This is a genomic window from Mycobacterium liflandii (genome assembly GCF_022354805.1).
GTDB lineage: Bacteria > Actinomycetota > Actinomycetes > Mycobacteriales > Mycobacteriaceae > Mycobacterium > Mycobacterium marinum.
Genome location: NZ_CP023138.1, coordinates 5660006 through 5676080, shown reverse-complemented (window position 1 = coordinate 5676080; position 16075 = coordinate 5660006). Strand labels below are relative to the sequence as shown.

The 16075-nt window shown below is 66.1% G+C and carries 12 protein-coding genes and 2 pseudogenes; 7 read left to right on the top strand and 7 right to left on the bottom strand.

Annotated elements, in window-relative coordinates; translation table 11 throughout:
- Positions 1-170: 170 nt before the first annotated feature.
- Together CKW46_RS25180 and CKW46_RS25175 are read right to left on the bottom strand one after the other, a co-directional pair.
- Positions 171-1475 (bottom strand): DUF4873 domain-containing protein, encoded by a 1305-nt coding sequence (locus tag CKW46_RS25180; protein ID WP_482052532.1) that lies wholly within the window; start codon positions 1473-1475, stop codon positions 171-173.
- Positions 1472-2377 carry an AurF N-oxygenase family protein gene (locus CKW46_RS25175; protein WP_015357044.1) on the bottom strand — a complete coding sequence of 302 codons (906 nt, stop codon included), beginning with the start codon at positions 2375-2377 and terminating at the stop codon, positions 1472-1474. Before CKW46_RS25175 ends, CKW46_RS25180 begins: the two co-directional genes overlap by 4 nt.
- A 155-nt stretch (positions 2378-2532) precedes the next feature.
- On the opposite strand from CKW46_RS25175, the gene cobF reads away from it, so the two are divergent.
- The 5 genes and pseudogenes from cobF to CKW46_RS25150 form a co-directional block, all read left to right on the top strand.
- Positions 2533-3276: a precorrin-6A synthase (deacetylating) gene (gene cobF, locus CKW46_RS25170; RefSeq protein ID WP_482053478.1), complete on the top strand. Its 744-nt coding sequence runs from the start codon at positions 2533-2535 to the stop codon at positions 3274-3276.
- 170 nt (positions 3277-3446) lie between these two features.
- Positions 3447-5153: a PE family protein gene (locus CKW46_RS25165; RefSeq protein WP_482052531.1), complete on the top strand. Its 1707-nt coding sequence runs from the start codon at positions 3447-3449 to the stop codon at positions 5151-5153.
- A gap of 75 nt (positions 5154-5228) precedes the next feature.
- Positions 5229-6938: a PE family protein gene (locus CKW46_RS25160; protein ID WP_482053477.1), complete on the top strand. Its 1710-nt coding sequence runs from the start codon at positions 5229-5231 to the stop codon at positions 6936-6938.
- Between the two features lie 118 nt (positions 6939-7056).
- On the top strand, positions 7057-8118 hold the full coding sequence (locus tag CKW46_RS25155; RefSeq protein WP_482052530.1) for a PE family protein: 1062 nt from the start codon (positions 7057-7059) through the stop codon (positions 8116-8118).
- A gap of 47 nt (positions 8119-8165) precedes the next feature.
- Positions 8166-8354: pseudogene (locus CKW46_RS25150) on the top strand (DNA-formamidopyrimidine glycosylase family protein); the annotation flags it as partial.
- Between the two features lie 19 nt (positions 8355-8373).
- Here CKW46_RS25150 and CKW46_RS25145 read toward each other — a convergent pair.
- Positions 8374-9576, bottom strand: a pseudogene (locus CKW46_RS25145) (ISAs1-like element IS2404/ISMul1 family transposase).
- Positions 9577-9937: 361 nt separating this feature from the next.
- On the opposite strand from CKW46_RS25145, the gene CKW46_RS25140 reads away from it, so the two are divergent.
- Complete coding sequence (locus CKW46_RS25140) at positions 9938-10405, top strand: zinc finger domain-containing protein (protein WP_180338886.1); 468 nt, start codon at positions 9938-9940, stop codon at positions 10403-10405.
- Positions 10406-10493: 88 nt separating this feature from the next.
- Positions 10494-11249, top strand: coding sequence for an SDR family oxidoreductase (locus tag CKW46_RS25135; protein WP_117435639.1), 756 nt, complete (start codon positions 10494-10496; stop codon positions 11247-11249).
- A 99-nt stretch (positions 11250-11348) separates the two neighbouring features.
- Here CKW46_RS25135 and pgi read toward each other — a convergent pair whose 3' ends face one another.
- The 4 genes from pgi to CKW46_RS25115 all read right to left on the bottom strand — a co-directional run bounded on the left by pgi (position 11349) and on the right by CKW46_RS25115 (position 16001).
- Entirely contained in the window at positions 11349-13013 is a 1665-nt protein-coding gene (gene pgi, locus CKW46_RS25130) for a glucose-6-phosphate isomerase (protein ID WP_117435640.1), read from the bottom strand.
- A 42-nt stretch (positions 13014-13055) separates the two neighbouring features.
- Complete coding sequence (locus tag CKW46_RS25125) at positions 13056-14051, bottom strand: esterase family protein (RefSeq protein WP_020726464.1); 996 nt, start codon at positions 14049-14051, stop codon at positions 13056-13058.
- 38 nt (positions 14052-14089) lie between these two features.
- Positions 14090-14404, bottom strand: coding sequence for a chorismate mutase (locus CKW46_RS25120; protein ID WP_117435641.1), 315 nt, complete (start codon positions 14402-14404; stop codon positions 14090-14092).
- 394 nt (positions 14405-14798) lie between these two features.
- Positions 14799-16001 carry an ISAs1-like element IS2404/ISMul1 family transposase gene (locus CKW46_RS25115; RefSeq protein WP_482053476.1) on the bottom strand — a complete coding sequence of 401 codons (1203 nt, stop codon included), beginning with the start codon at positions 15999-16001 and terminating at the stop codon, positions 14799-14801.
- Positions 16002-16075: the final 74 nt, after the last annotated feature.

Genomic DNA, 16075 nt, shown 5'->3' with positions numbered 1-16075 from the left:
TCGCAGACCATGCCGTTCTCGCTTGTGTCGTCGTCCGTCACCGCACGAGCCACCCAGGATGGTTACCCACACACGTGCGCGGCCAACCCAAGGCTGGGATGGGTCAAGCCTATCGGGCTTGGATCGGACAAGCGCGACGACTACGCGCCCGACGGCCGACGCAGCGACGCCTACCGGCCGCTGTCCGCATAGGGGGGTGCGCCCAGTCCCGCGACCGAATGGGTGCCCCACGGCGTTTGCTCGATGACACGTACCGCGGCGCTTCGTTCACCTACGGTCAGGGTGCCCGCCCTGGCCTGCTTGAGCGTGTCCCGCGGAAGCTGATCAAGGACCGTTCCCTGCCAGTGGTAATTGCCGTCGATCGGGTCGAGGTGGCCGGCAAGGCGCACATGCACCGCATGGCGGACGCCGCCAATCTCCAACGTGGCCGCCCCGTCATAAATGTTGGGGATGTTGGGAATGCCAGTGTCTTCGGGCGCCCCGGCGGACAGGTCGAACGCCCGAAGCGGCTGGTATGGTTGCACCGGCCTTAGCTGGGCGCGCTCGTTGAACACTTGCTGGCTGCTGCGCAGCACCTCGATGCGGGTGCTGGCGGCGCGTTGCAGCAGGTCCACGCACTCGGCGACGTAGCTGATCTGCGCGGCGACGTCGGGACCGCAGATGAAGAAATAGTTGGGAAACCCGTGCACGGCAACACCCAGGAAGGCCTCCATGCCCGGGTACCAGGCCTGTTGGATGGTCAGTCCGCGCGTGCCCACCAGTGTCGGTTCAACGGTCTGCTCAGGGATGGTGAATCCGGTGCCGTAGATGACGGCGTCGACGGGGTGCTCGATGCCATCGTTGGTCCGGATGCCCGACGGGGTGAGCGCCGCGATGGCTGATGCTGCGATCGTGGGCGCCCGCCGCGGTCGCTTGGCGCCGATGCGGCCGAGTAGCCATCGCTTGGCCTGGGGTGGGTGGCGTGCCAGGTCAGTGACCACGCGCCGTGGTCCCTGGGCGAACACGGTGACCGATGCCGCGGAGTCCGCCCACTCATCGATCCAATGAGCGACGTTGGAGTCGGTGCCCAGCACCGCAATGCGTTTGCCCGCCGGACGGAAAGCCGGGTCGGGTGCGCCCGCGTGAAACGACTCGCCCCGGAAATCGTTACGCCCGGCAAAGTCGGGTGTCCAGGGGACGTACACCGGCGGACAGGCTGCCACGACCACGCGGCCGCACACGGTGGCGCCATCGGCCGTGCGCAGCGCCCAGGTGTCGGTGTCGTCGTCGAAGGCCGCGCCGATGACCCGGCCGGGTCGCAGCTGCGAGTTGGCGGGCAGGCCGGGGGCGTGGTCGAGGATGACGACGTCGCAGACGCCGGCCGCCAGCAGTGCCGCATGCACACTCCGGCCACGGAACCCCGCCCCGATGATGACTACGTCGTGACAGTCGTGGCAGTCGCGGAGGGCCCGCGCGACACCGGGGGTGTGGGTCACAAGAACCTGCTGCGCTTCCAGCCGCGCCGCGCGATCGGTCCGAGCAGGCCCACCTCGGTCAGAAAAGTGGCCAGCGGTGCGAAGCCGGCGATCTGTATTTCGCGCCGATGTGGGCTGCTGCGCGCGATCCGGCGGGCCCGCTTGGGGTCCAGGCCCGCCCGTGCGTACGGGATCGGATTGCTGAACAGATAGTTGAAGAAGTACCCGCCGAGCCCGTTGATGTTGGCCATGAACCACCGGTTGACCCGAGGCATCTCGCCCACCCGCTTGCGTGCGCCATCCCGCGCGAATTGGATGTGGCGCGCCTCCTCGGTCACGTGAATCCGCATGAGCCGCTGGATGATTGGCTGCAGTTCCGGATCGTCCATCATCTGGCGCTGCAGCGAATCGAAGATCTCCTCGCCGATCAGCGCGGCCACCCACAGCATCGAACCCCGCTGAAAGGCCAGCGGAAGGGTGTTGATGACCATCCGATGCAATCGCCGTGGGCGTACCGGCTTGGCGCCGATGCGCTCGATGGCTTTGCCGAACATGACCATGTGGCGGGTCTCGTCGCCCAGCTCGGTCAGCTTGTAATGCGTCGAGCGGCTGGTCGGGTCCTCGTGCAGGATGGTGCGCAACAGCGATTGGTTGAGCATGTTCTCGAACCAGATCCCGGCCGAGAGCGTATTGACCAGCTCTTGGCGGGACAGCTCGATCTGCTGCTCGCGGGTCATTTCGTCCCACATCTCGGTGCCGTACAGCGACACCAGCCTGGGGGGCAGGTAGAACTTGTCCGGGTCCAGCGGGGCATCCCAGTCGATGTCGACGATGGGTTCGTAGGACTTTTTGACCGAGCCTCTGAGTAGGCGTTCGGAGAACTCTTCACGACCCGGCCCACTTGGTTTCACCGCAGTGGTCATCGCTTGGCGTCCCTTCATCAGGTGCTTCAGACGTTAGGGAGATCACACTCGATAGTCAATACCCATGGTACTGGGTACCGCTGGTAACGGATAGGTATTTCGCGATCTCAATTACGTTGTGTTGCAAGACCCCGACGACCTCCCGGAAGGACGCCATGGTGAGTCGGCATATTCACGTCATCGGTATCGGCGCCGGTGATCCCGACTATGTGACCGTCCAGGCGATCAACGCGCTCAATGACACGCAAGTGTTTTTCGCGATGGACAAAGGCGAGGCCAAAAGTGAGCTAGTGGAGTTGCGCCGTGCGATATGCGCACGATTTATCCGCGAGCCGAGATATCGCTTCGTCGAGTTGCCCGACCCCAAGCGTGCGGTGGATGCCCATTACGAGGACGCGGTTTCGCAGTGGCACGCGCAGCGGGCGCGGATCTGGGCGAGGGCCATCAGCACCGAACTGGGGCCCGGTGGGGTGGGGGCTTTTCTGGCCTGGGGCGACCCCTCGCTCTATGACAGCACCCTGCGCATCCTGGATGCGGTGTCCGCCGAGGTGGACTTCAGCTACGACGTCATCCCGGGCATCACGGCAGTTCAGGCGTTAACGGCCCGGCATCGAATTCCGCTCAACGACGTGGGCGCGCCCGTCGTCATCACCACGGGCCGGCAATTGCGCGCCCGCCAAGTCGCCGGCACGGCGGTAGTCATGCTCGACGCCGATTGCTCGTTTCGGGCCTGCCCGCCGCAGACTCGCATTTGGTGGGGCGCCTATCTGGGCACCGAAGACGAACTGCTCGTTGCGGGCACGGTCGCCGAAGTCGGCGAGCGCATCGCGGCATTGCGTGCCGAGGCTCGAGCGCGCCACGGCTGGATCATGGATACCTATCTAATTCGAACTTATTAAGGGCTTGCGTAGGCGAGCGCGCTGAACTGCACTGGCTCAATGATGAATTAAGGATTTGGTTTAAGCGCCAGTATCGGGCGCTAGATCGCGCTAGCATCGGCGTCCTACTCAACTTGTGTCGAAGGTCACGTTTTGGCAGTTGCGCTGTCGTGGGGTCGGGAGGTTTTTCAATGTCGTGGGTGATCGCAGCGCCCGAGTATGTGGCAGCAGCGGCCAACGATCTTGGGAGTATCGGTTCGACTCTTGCTCAGGCCAACGCGGCCGCGTTGGCACCGATCACCACGGTGTTGCCCGCAGGCGCCGACGAGGTGTCGGCTGCGATTTCGTTCTTGTTCGGTGCGCACGCCCAGGCCTACCAGGCGCTCAGTGCGCAGGCTGCGTCGTTCCACCAGCAGTTCGTCCAGCTGATGAGCGGCGGTGCCACGGAGTATGCCGCCGCCGAGGCGTCCAACGTGACGCCGATGCAACAGGTCGAGAACCTGGTAAATGCACCGGTGCTGGGTCTGACCGGGCGTCCGTTGATCGGCAATGGTGCCAACGGAGCCGCGGGCACCGGGGCGGCCGGGGGTGATGGCGGCTGGCTGTACGGCAACGGCGGCTCGGGCGCGGCGGGCCAGGCCGGTGGTAACGGTGGGTCGGCCGGGCTGTTGGGCAATGGCGGAAACGGCGGCGCCGGCGGAGCGGGCGCCGCGGGTGCCTCGGGGGTATCCGGCCAGGCCGGTGGTAGCGGCGGTATGGGTGGCAGCGGTGGGTTGCTGTACGGCCTGGGCGGCACCGGCGGTCTGGGTGGCCTTGGCGGCAACGGTGGCGCCGCCACCACGGCCGGCACCAATGGTGGCGCCGGCGGCGACGGCGGCCTGGGCGGGCGCGGCGGATTCTTATTTGGTGATGGCGGGCTAGGGGGTCAGGGCGGCGACGGTGGCGACGCCACCGGCTCCACCAACGCATCAGGTACCGGCGGCACCGCGGGCTCCGCCGGCAACGGCGGCGACGGCGGCCACAGCGGATGGTTGTACGGCAACGGCGGTAACGGCGGCAATACCGGCAACGGTGGGACATTCCAGGCCAGCGCCGACACCATCTTGTCCGGTGCCGGAGGCGGAAACTTTGCGGTAACCGGCGGTAATGGCGGCGACTCCGGGCTGTTCGGCATGGGCGGCGCCGGTGGTAACGGCGGCAACGGTGGGGCAGGTCAGGCCGCCGCCGGCGACCTGACCTTTGCCGGCGCTGGTGGTGACGGCGCCTTCGGCGGTAACGGCGGCAACGGCGGGTTCATCTGGGGCAACGGGGGCGTCGGCGGCGACGCCGGGGACGGTGCGGCCGGCGGAGCGGGCACCAACAACTTCCAGTCGTATGCCGGCGCTGGCGGCTTCGGCGGCTTCGGCGGTACCGGCGGCCAAGGCGGTCTGTTCGGTAACGGCGGTAACGGTGGCAGCGGCGGTAACGGCGGCGACGGCGGCGGGGGTGCGCGCAATGGTGCCGATGCCGGTCCGGGCGCGCTCGGCGGCCAAGGTGGCAGCGCGCTGCTGTTCGGCAACGGCGGCGCCGGCGGAGATGGCGGTGCTACCGGGACGCCCGGCACCTACAGCGATGGCACCGGTACCGGCAGCGTCTACCAGACCAGTGACGGCGGTGGTGGCGGTGACGGCGGCTTCTTCTTCGGTAACGGAGGCAAGGGTGGCGCGGCGGGCAGCATCCCGGCAGGCTTCATGGCTCCCAGCGAGAACGGCATCGGCGGTACTGGCGGTGACGCCGGGCTTATCGGCAACGGTGGGGACGGAGGGGCCGGTGCCCCCGCCGCCCAGGGCGGTATCGGTGGCTTGGGCGGTTCCGGCGGAAAGCTGTTCGGCACGGCTGGGGCGCCCGGACCGGCGTAGCCGCCGATTGCCAGGCGGGTGCCGCCCCATCCGGATCGCGATTGAAACCCTTGGTAGCCGTCAGAGGAGCCATCGATATCTTACCTCTTCGCTGCGCCCGAGTTAGTTGCTTCTGCAGCAACGGATTTGGCGGGCATCGGTTCGTCGATCAACGCGGCCAGCGTTGCCGCGGCGGCACCGACGACGGGGGTACTGGCCGCCGGGGCGGATGAGATTTCTGCAGCCGTGGCGGGAATGTTCGCCGCACACGCGCAGGCCTATCAGGCCCTCAGCCAGCAGGCGGACACATTTCACGCACAGTTCGTGCAGCTGCTGAACTCCGGCGCCAGCGCCTACACCGGCGCCGAGGCGGCGAATGTGTCGCCGCTGCAACAAGCCCTTGACGCTGTCAATGCGCCGGTACAACAACTGACCGGCCGCCCGCTGATCGGCAAAGGCGCCGACGGGATCAACGGGACGGGGCAAAGCGGCGGTGATGGCGGCTGGCTACTCGGCAACGGCGGCAACGGCGGGTCCGGCGCGGCGGGTCAGGCCGGCGGGAACGGCGGGTCGGCCGGGCTGTTGGGCAACGGCGGTGCCGGCGGTGCCGGTGGCGCCGGTGCGTCCGGGGCCGCCGGCGACAGTGGCCTGACCGGCGGCAACGGGGGAATCGGGGGCGCGGGAGGATTTCTGTACGGCCTCGGCGGCAATGGCGGGATCGGTGGCCACGGCGGCGACGGCGGCGCGGCCATCGGAACCGGCACCGACGGCGGCAATGGTGGTAACGGCGGCCTGGCCGGCGCGGGCGGACTGCTCTTCGGCAACGGTGGAGTTGGTGGTCAGGGAGGCGACGGTGGCGACGCCACCGGCGGCACCGCCACATTCAGTGGCGGCCTCGCGGGCTCGGGTGGCAACGGCGGCAATGGCGGTCAGAGCGGGTGGCTGTACGGCAATGGTGGGGACGGCGGAAACAGCGGTAGCGGTGGCACCTTCGAGAGCGCCGGGGGCTCCGTCCTCAGCGGCGCGCAAGGCGGTGGTTTCGCCGCCTCTGCCGGTAACGGCGGCAATTCCGGGCTGTTCGGCAACGGAAGCAGCGGCGGCAACGGCGGCAACGGCGGACTCGGCCAGGCCGCGAGCGGCGACGATAGCCAGGGCGGCATAGGTGGCGATGGCGCGCAGGGCGGCAACGGTGGCAAGGCGGGCTTCTTCTACGGCAACGGCGGCAATGGCGGCTTCGGCGGAAACGGCGCCAATGGCGGAGACAACTCCGGCACGTCATCTGCCGTCAACGGTGCCGGCGGCATGGGCGGCTGGGGCGGCGCCGGCGGCCAGGCGGGTCTGATCGGCAACGGCGGCACCGGGGGAGCCGGCGGCAGCGGTGGTGCCGGCGGGAGCGGCGGCACCGAAAACGGCGACGCCGGTCCCGGCGGGTTCGGCGGCCATGGCGGCGACGCGCTGCTGTTCGGCAACGGCGGCAACGGCGCCAACGGTGGAAACACCGGGGCCCCCGGGACGCTCAGCGGCGGCGGCACCGGGACCGTGTACCTGACCAGCAATGGCGGCGACGGCGGTCAGGGAGGCATCTTCTTGGGCAACGGCGCCAACGGTGGTGCGGCCGGGAATGTGCCCGCCGGCTTCATGGCGCCTTCGCTCAACGGTATCGGTGGTGACGGCGGCGACGCCTTCCTGATCGGCAACGGTGGCAACGGCGGTGCCGGTGCCGGTAGCGACCAGGGTGGCACCGGCGGCACCGGTGGAACGGGCGGATTGCTCTTGGGCCTGCCCGGGTTGGAGGGGCCCGCATAGCCCGCCACACACACGAGTATTTGCCGAGCCCGATGTCGGGCCCAGCCCGCAGCGTCTGACTCGGGCTGCAATGCGAAAAATCCCGCGGATATGTCGGGATCTCACAGGAGGTCTTTAAGTGTCCTTTCTCTACGCCGCACCCGATTTCGTGGCCGCTGCGGCCACCGATTTGGCCAGTATCGGTTCGTCGATCAATGCGGCCAGCGTTGCCGCGGCCGCGCCGACGACGAGGATACTGGCCGCCGGCAGCGACGAGGTGTCTACGGCCATTGCCGGAATGTTCGCCGCACACGCTCAGGCATATCAGGCGCTGAGCACCCAGGCGGACCTGTTTCACGCACAGTTCGTGCAGCTGCTGAACTTCGGCGCCAGCGCCTACACCGGCGCCGAGGCGGCAAATGCTTCCCCGCTGCAACCGGTACTGGACGCGGTGAATGCGCCGTCGCAGGCGCTGACCGGGCGTCCGCTGATCGGCAACGGCGCCGACGGCGCGGCGGGAACCGGGCAGAACGGCGGCGACGGCGGCTGGTTGATCGGCAGCGGCGGCAGGGGCGGTTCCGGCGGCGTCGGCCAGAAGGGCGGCAATGGCGGCTCCGCCGGCCTCTGGGGCAACGGCGGTAACGGAGGCCTCGGTGGTGAAGGTGTCCAAGGCGGACCGGGCCACCCCGGCCAGGCCGGCGGTAACGGCGGTAACGGTGGCAACGCCGGCTTGCTGCAAGGGGTTGCCGGAAACGGCGCGGCTGGAGGGTTGGGCGGCAACGGCGGCACGGTGGGTACGGGTCAGAGCTCCAACGGCGGGGCCGGGGGCGATGGCGGTTCCGGCGGCTCCGCGGGGCTGTTCGGCGGCGGCGGTGCTGGGGCGCTCGGTGGCGACGGCGGAAATGGCGTGGGTAGTGACGGGAGCGGCGGCGGCGCCGGTAGCGGTGGCGACGGCGGCAACGGAGGATTTTTCTACGGCGACGGTGGCAACGGTGCCGACGCCGGTAGCCCCGGCGCAGGTCAGTCGTCATTCGGCTCGCTCGGCATCGCGGGCGAGGGTGATGGCGGCGATGGCGGGAATGCGTTTCTGATCGGCAACGGGGGCAACGGTGGTGCCGCGGCCGCATTCGGCTTCCCTGGTTTTGGCGGCAACGGTGGATTGCTGTTCGGCAAGGCCGGGGCCGACGGTCCGGGTAGGTAACCTGGCGCGGATGGACACCCCGTTGCGACCATCGGCACACTGAACAGGTGCCCGAACTCCCGGAGATCGAAGCGCTGGTCGACCACCTGCGCCGGCACGCCGTCGGGACCACCATCGGCCGCGTCGATGTGGCCGCGCTGTCGGTGCTGAAAACCTTCGACCCGCCGATCAATGCCCTGCACGGCCAGACCGTGACCGGTGCGGGCCGGTGGGGAAAATACCTGGGGGTGCAGGCCAGGGCTCCGGCGTTGTTGATTAGCAGGCTTGTGAGCTGGGGAATTGTGGATTGAGGAGGTCTAGGCGGCGGTTGGCGGTCAAAGCGGTGATCCGGCAGGCTTCGGTGATGTTGTCGGCGCCGTTGAGGCGGTGCAGATTGATCGTGGTGTTGCGTAGCGTTGCTAGGACCTGTGCGCCGTTTCCGGTATGTGCCCTTTGATGGTCTTCGTCGAAGGTGACGTCGCGTATCCAGTGCAGGCTGTTCTCGATTCCCCAGTGTTGACGCATCCAGGTCATGATCGCGGTAGGGCGGGCGTGCTCGAACGGCAGGCTGCAGATGGCATAGACCACCTCCACGCTGCGCTGGTCGGTGGCGGTGATCAAGCGTTCACGAGTGATCCGGATGATTTGTTTTGCGTAGGGGAAGCCGATTCCTCGTGCAGCGGTGATGATTTGCAGGGTGCGGGTCTCGACACGGCCGTGGCCGCGGGAGTCGTCGGTAGCGGCTGTGGGCACCTCGGCCCAGGGCAGCGCGGTGATACGCGCAAGTATTTTGGCTTGGTTGGACTTGACGATCATCAGGTAGTGCGACTTCAAGGTGGCGCAGATCAACTTCGCGGTGACGACCTGGGTATGCATCGCATCCACGGTGACCAGCCACCGCAAGCTACCCGGCAGCAGCGTGAGCAGGGCACGTACGCAGGGAATTTCATTGCTTTTCTCGGCGACAGCGAGTTGACCGAGCACCAATCGGGCACGGTGGGCGAACACCGACACGAGATGCGTGGCTGTCGCTTTGGCGCGTAAAGCACCACGCAGCATCTTGCCGTCCAACGCGATCGGCACCAATCCACTGGGGTCGCTGCTGGCCACGTGTGCAGTGAAGTAACTGCCCATCCTGGCGTTGAGGTCGGCGGGGTCTAGCCGAGACAAAACAGCGCGGAAGGTCTTCTCACTGGGCCGCCGGAACCGGACCCCTAATTGGGCCAACACATCATCGGGAGCGGTGGCCGCTCATGTGGCAAAACCAGCATAGCCGCGCATCCCCGCGGCAGTGGCCAGAACCGCGATCGCCAACAAAGCCATCAGCGAATACCTCCGACCGCGTGGGTCCCTCGGGTCTGGCACCGAGGCCAACACACCGAGAAACTCCGATCCGATGAGCTCGCTGCGCTCACCAGGACTCCAGCGGTCGAACACCTCTGGAACCGACGACACAGGCAATACTGAAACGGTAGGCACGGGCAACTCCAGACCAACGACGAACAGTAACCAACTCGATCGTTCTCCAGATAGCCCGTGCCTACACTCCGGCCCCAATAGCGCGGCACCAAAGATCATCAACCCAGCTCACAAGCCTGCTAATCAACAACGCCGGAGCCCTGGGGTGCAGGCGGGGCCGCTGTGGTTGATCGCGCACCTCTCGCGGGCGGGCTGGTTGCGCTGGTCGGACAAGCTGGCGGCGGCCCCATTGCGCCCAGGCAAAGGCCCGATCGCGTTGCGCGTCCATCTCGGCACCCCCGGGGTGGCACCCGGCTTCGATCTCACCGAAGCCGGGACCCAGAAGCGCCTGGCAGTCTGGCTGGTCGAGGATCCGCGGCAGGTGCCCGGCATCGCCACGCTCGGACCGGATGCGCTCGAACTCGGGCCCGAGGAGCTGGCCGGAGTCTTGGGCCCCCACACCGGCCGGATCAAGACGGTCATCACCGATCAGAAGGTGATCGCGGGCATCGGCAACGCCTACAGCGACGAAATCCTGCACGTCGCGAAGATCTCGCCGTTCGCCACGGCCGCAAAACTGTCCGAAGAACAACTTGCCGCCTTGCACGACGCGGTGGTTTCCGTTCTGACCGACGCGGTCAGCCGTTCCGTCGGCCAGGGCGCCGCCACGCTCAAAGGGGAGAAGCGTTCCGGCCTGCGGGTACACGCGCGCACCGGCCTGCCGTGCCGGGTGTGCGGGGACACCGTGCGAGAGGTTTCGTTCGCGGACAAGTCATTTCAATATTGCGCGACCTGCCAGACCGGCGGCAAAGTGCTGGCCGACCGGCGCATGTCGCGGCTACTCAAGTAGTGGCGCTCGAGCATCGCGGCGCTGCGCAGGGTAACCGCCCGTCGGCCCGACAACTCGACGCTGGGCGGGCAGCCGATATGCTGCGCGAATGACCCGCCAGAAAATTCTCATCACCGGCGCCAGTTCCGGGCTGGGTGCGGGCATGGCCCGCGCTTTCGCTGCCCGAGGCCGCGACCTAGCGTTGTGCGCGCGACGCACCGATCGTCTCGAAGAATTGAAAAGCGAACTCGCGCAAAAACATCCAGAAATCACGATCGCGATAGCCGAGCTGGACGTCAACGACCACGACCAAGTGCCCAAGGTATTTGCCGAGTTGCGCGATGAACTGGGCGGCATCGATCGCGTCATCGTCATCGTCAACGCCGGCATCGGCAAGGGTGCACCGTTGGGCTCGGGCAAACTGTGGGCGAACAAGGCGACGATCGAGACCAACCTGGTGGCGGCGCTGGTGCAGATCGAAACGGCGCTGGAGATGTTTCACAAGAGCGGTTCTGGCCACCTGGTGCTCATCTCCTCGGTGCTCGCCAGCAAGGGAGTGCCGGGCGTGAAAGCCGCCTACGCAGCGAGCAAAGCCGGCCTGAGCTCGTTGGGCGAGTCCTTGCGCGCCGAGTACGACAAGGGCCCGATCACCGTCTCGGTGATGGAACCGGGCTACATCGAGTCCGAGATGACGGCGAAATCGGGCAGCACAATGTTGATGGTGGACAACGAAACCGGTGTCAACGCGCTGGTTTCCGCCATTGAACGCGAACCTGGCCGGGCCGCGGTGCCCTGGTGGCCGTGGGCGCCGCTGGTGCAGTTGATGCGGGTGCTGCCGCCGCCGCTAGCCAAGAAGTTCGCCTAGCGCCTGCTCGCGCCCCTAGTGCCTAGGTGCGCGAGCGTGCGTGTCTGTGCGCGACACGCCGTTCGCTTGTGCACAATTGCGCACGCTCGCGCCACCGCTCTAGCCGGTGCGTCCGCGTTGGGTTCGGTATCGACGTACCAACGCGTCGGTGGAGCTGTCCGACTGCCGCTGCGGTGAGCCATCGCTGGTGATCACCGGAAGCAACGCCTTTGCCTGAGTCTTGCCCAGTTCCACGCCCCACTGATCGAACGAGTCGATACCCCACACCACGCCTTCGGTGAACACCTGATGTTCGTAGAGGGCGATCAGCTGTCCCAACACCGACGGCGTAAGCCGTTTGGCCAGAATGGAAGTCGACGGCCGGTTGCCGGGCATCACCTTGTGCGGCACCACCGCGGCGGGGGTGCCCTCGGCGGCGATCTCCTCGGCGGTCTTGCCGAACGCCAGCACCTGGGTCTGGGCGAAGAAGTTGCTCATCAACAGGTCGTGCATGCTGCCGGTGCCCTCGACGGTCGGCAGGTCATCGATGGGCTGACTGAAACCGATGAAGTCTGCCGGCACCAGCCGGGTGCCTTGATGCAGCAACTGGTAGAAGGCGTGTTGACCGTTGGTTCCTGGCTCGCCCCAATAGATTTCACCAGTATTGGTGGTGACTGCTGTACCGTCGGCACCGGTCGATTTTCCGTTGGACTCCATGGTCAACTGCTGCAGATAGGCGGCGAATCGCGCCAGGTCATTGGAGTAGGGCAACACGGCGCGCGACTGCGCACCCAGGAAGTTGGAGTACCACAGCCCGATAAGCCCAAGCAGCGCAGGCGCGTTGGACTCCGGCGGAGCGGTCCTGAAGTGCTCGTCGACGATGTGGAATCCGGATAGGAAGTCGGCGAAGGCCTCCCGGCCGATCGCGGCCATCACCGAGAGTCCGATCGCGGAGTCGACCGAATAGCGTCCACCGACCCAGTCCCAGAATCCGAACATATTGTCGGTGTTGATTCCGAAGTCGTCGACCAGACGCCGGTTGGTGGAGACCGCAACGAAGTGTTGCGACACCGCCGCATCGCCGAGTGCGTCGGTTAGCCAACGCCGTGCGGCGGTCGCGTTGGTCAGCGTCTCGAGGGTGGAAAACGTCTTCGACGCGACAATGAAAAGTGTTGTGGCCGGGTCTAAGTCGGCCAGCGTGGCGATGAGGTCGGCCGGGTCTACGTTGGAGACGAAACGGGCTGAAATCCCGGCGTCGGCGTAGTGGCGCAGCGCTTGGTAGACCATGACCGGGCCCAGATCTGATCCGCCGATGCCGATGTTGACGACGGTGCTGATCCGCTTCCCGGTGGCGCCGGTCCACTCCCCACTGCGCAACCGGTCGGTGAAGTCGCCCATCGCGTCCAGCACCGCGTGCACGTCCTCAACCACGTTGCGGCCATCCACGATCAACTCGGCGTCGCGGGGCAGCCGCAGCGCCGTGTGCAGAACCGCCTGGTCCTCTGAGGTGTTGATGTGGGCACCCGCGAACATCTGGTCACGGTGTGCTTCCAGATTTGCCGTACGCGCCAGATCGACCAGCAAACTTATTGTGTCGCGAGTGATCCGGTGCTTGCTGTAGTCGATGTAGAGGTCGCCGACGGTGACCGTGAGATGGTGGCCGCGATTGGGATCGTCGGCGAAGATCTGCCGAAGGTGGGTTTCTCCGATCTGATCGTGATGCTTGCGCAGGGCTTCCCACGCCGGGGTGGCGGTGATGTCAGGGATTGATTGCTCGGAGGTCATGGTTCGACCCTAATGCGGTCGGATTCGCGCTAGTAGGGGCGTCTAGCCCGCGCCCAGCACACGTCGTAGATCCGGCAGCATGGCCTGTAACTGCGCGCCCCAGTACTGCCACGTGTGTAGCCCGTTGTCGGGAAAATTGAATACGCCGTTGTAGCCGCCGGCCGCTTTGTATTTGCTCTGGAATGCCTTGTTGCTCACTCGGGTGGCGTTTTCCAGCAGACTGGCCCCGGGCTTGTCCCCGCCCAGTTCTGCCGAGGGGGTGCCGTTGCCGGAATAGACCCAGATGCGGGTGTTGTTGGCGACCAGCTTTGCGGCATTGACCGTCGGATCGTTTTGCGCCCATGCGGGATCCTCCGCAGGGCCCCACATGGCATCGGAGTGAAAGCCACCCGCACCCAGTTGCGCGACACTGACCAGCGACGGCCACTTGCCCGCGGACAAGTTCAGAAAGCCCGACATGGACGAGGCGTAGACGAAGTTGCTGGGGTGGCGGGCCGCCAGGATCAGCGACGCGGATCCGGCCATCGACGCGCCCACCACCGCGTTGGCCATCTGGCTGACGCCCTTGTTGTTCTCCAGCCAGGCGGGCAGTTCCTCGGTGAGGAACGTTTCCCACTTGTAGGTCCAGGTGCCGCCGTTGCCGACCGCAGGCCGGTACCAGTTGGAGTAGAAGCTGGCCATTCCACCCGTGGGCATCACGACGGACAATCCCGACTGATCGAACCAGTCGAACACCGGGGTGTTGATGTCCCAGCCGTTGTAGTCGTCGCGGGCGAGCATGCCGTCGAGCAAGTACACCGCGTGTGGGCCGCCGCGCTGGAACTCCACCTTCACCTGGCGGTGCATCGCCGGCGACGGGACGGTCAGATACTCGATGGGTTGGCCGTGGCGTGACCACGCGGATGAGGTTGCCGAAGTCGAGGACAGCGCGACGAGCAGGACTAGCAGGGCGGCCGCGGACATCCACGTCAGACGGCGCGCCCGTGAAATCCCAGCCGGCTTTGCTGCATCCATTTCGGCGGAAATGTACCGCAGCATTGCCGCAATCTGCGGCAAAGAGCCGCGTTAGTGACCGTTTAGCGGCCGAGTCGACCTCTACCCAACCGCAAAAGCAGAATTGCCAGGTCTTTACCCTCGGGTCCCAGCTCGCTGTAGCGCTCGATGACCTTCATCTCGCGGTTGTGCACCAGTCGGGTGCCGCCGGAGGCCATCCGGGCCTTGCCGATCGCCTGAGACACCTCGGCGCGCCGCTTGACCGCGGCCAGGATCTCGCGGTCCAACCGGTCGATCTCTTCGCGCAGCTCGTCAATGCTGGGGAGATCTTCAGTGTCGATTGTTTCGGTGTTCATTTCTAACTCCGCGTTCTCGTGAGGTGGGGGTTCTGATCTCATCCGGCATCAGGCCTCACGCGAGAGACGAGCCCCGATCGCCGAAGCGGACCACGGGGATCTGCGAAAGCAGCTACGCCTCGGGTACCGCTGGCGGGTACCCGTAGAAAAATCGACGCTGCGTGTTGAGCACCAGGAGAGTGTGCCATTAACGGCCGCACCTGCGCAAAAGGGGTATGGGATGTGAGCCCGGGGCGGTGGCCGAATCGCACGCGGTTTGCGGCGATCGCGCTCGCTGGGAACCGCCTGTGAATCACGGCCCGGTTGCTGGAAAGCGCACGGATCCTGGATCCAGGAGCTTGGATATTCGCAGGCTCCGAATTCGGTGCGGCCGGGAGTCGGCGGCTCAGCTTCGAAGCCTGGCTAAGACCGCTATTCAGGGCTCCGGCGTTGTTGATTAGCAGGCTTGTGAGCTGGGGAATTGTGGATTGAGGAGGTCTAGGCGGCGGTTGGCGGTCAAAGCGGTGATCCGGCAGGCTTCGGCGATGTTGTCGGCGCCGTTGAGGCGGTGCAGATTGATGGCGGTGTTGCGTAGCGTTGCTAGGACCTGTGCGCCGTTTCCGGTATGTGCCCTTTGACGGTCTTCGTCGAAGGTGACGTCGCGTATCCAGTGCAGGCTGTTCTCGATTCCCCAGTGTTGACGCATCCAGGTCATGATCGCGGTAGGGCGGGCGTGCTCGAACGGCAGGCTGCAGATGGCATAGACCACCTCCACGCTGCGCTGGTCGGTGGCGGTGATCAAGCGTTCACGAGTGATCCGGATGATTTGTTTTGCGTAGGGGAAGCCGATTCCTCGTGCAGCGGTGATGATTTGCAGGGTGCGGGTCTCGACACGGCCGTGGCCGCGGGAGTCGTCGGTAGCGGCTGTGGGCACCTCGGCCCAGGGCAGCGCGGTGATACGCGCAAGTATTTTGGCTTGGTTGGACTTGACGATCATCAGGTAGTGCGACTTCAAGGTGGCGCAGATCAACTTCGCGGTGACGACCTGGGTATGCATCGCATCCACGGTGACCAGCCACCGCAAGCTACCCGGCAGCAGCGTGAGCAGGGCACGTACGCAGGGAATTTCATTGCTTTTCTCGGCGACAGCGAGTTGACCGAGCACCAATCGGGCACGGTGGGTGAACACCGACACGAGATGCGTGGCTGTCGCTTTGGCGCGTAAAGCACCACGCAGCATCTTGCCGTCCAACGCGATCGGCACCAATCCACTGGGGTCGCTGCTGGCCACGTGTGCAGTGAAGTAACTGCCCATCCTGGCGTTGAGGTCGGCGGGGTCTAGCCGAGACAAAACAGCGCGGAAGGTCTTCTCACTGGGCCGCCGGAACCGGACCCCTAATTGGGCCAACACATCATCGGGAGCGGTGGCCGCCCATGTGGCAAAACCAGCATAGCCGCGCATCCCCGCGGCAGTGGCCAGAACCGCGATCGCCAACAAAGCCATCAGCGAATACCTCCGACCGCGTGGGTCCCTCGGGTCTGGCACCGAGGCCAACACATCGAGAAACTCCGATCCGATGAGCTCGCTGCGCTCACCAGGACTCCAGCGGTCGAACACCTCTGGAACCGACGACACAGGCAATACTGAAACGGTAGGCACGGGCAACTCCAGACCAACGACGAACAGTAACCAACTCGATCGTTCTCCAGATAGCCCGTGCCTACACTCCGGCC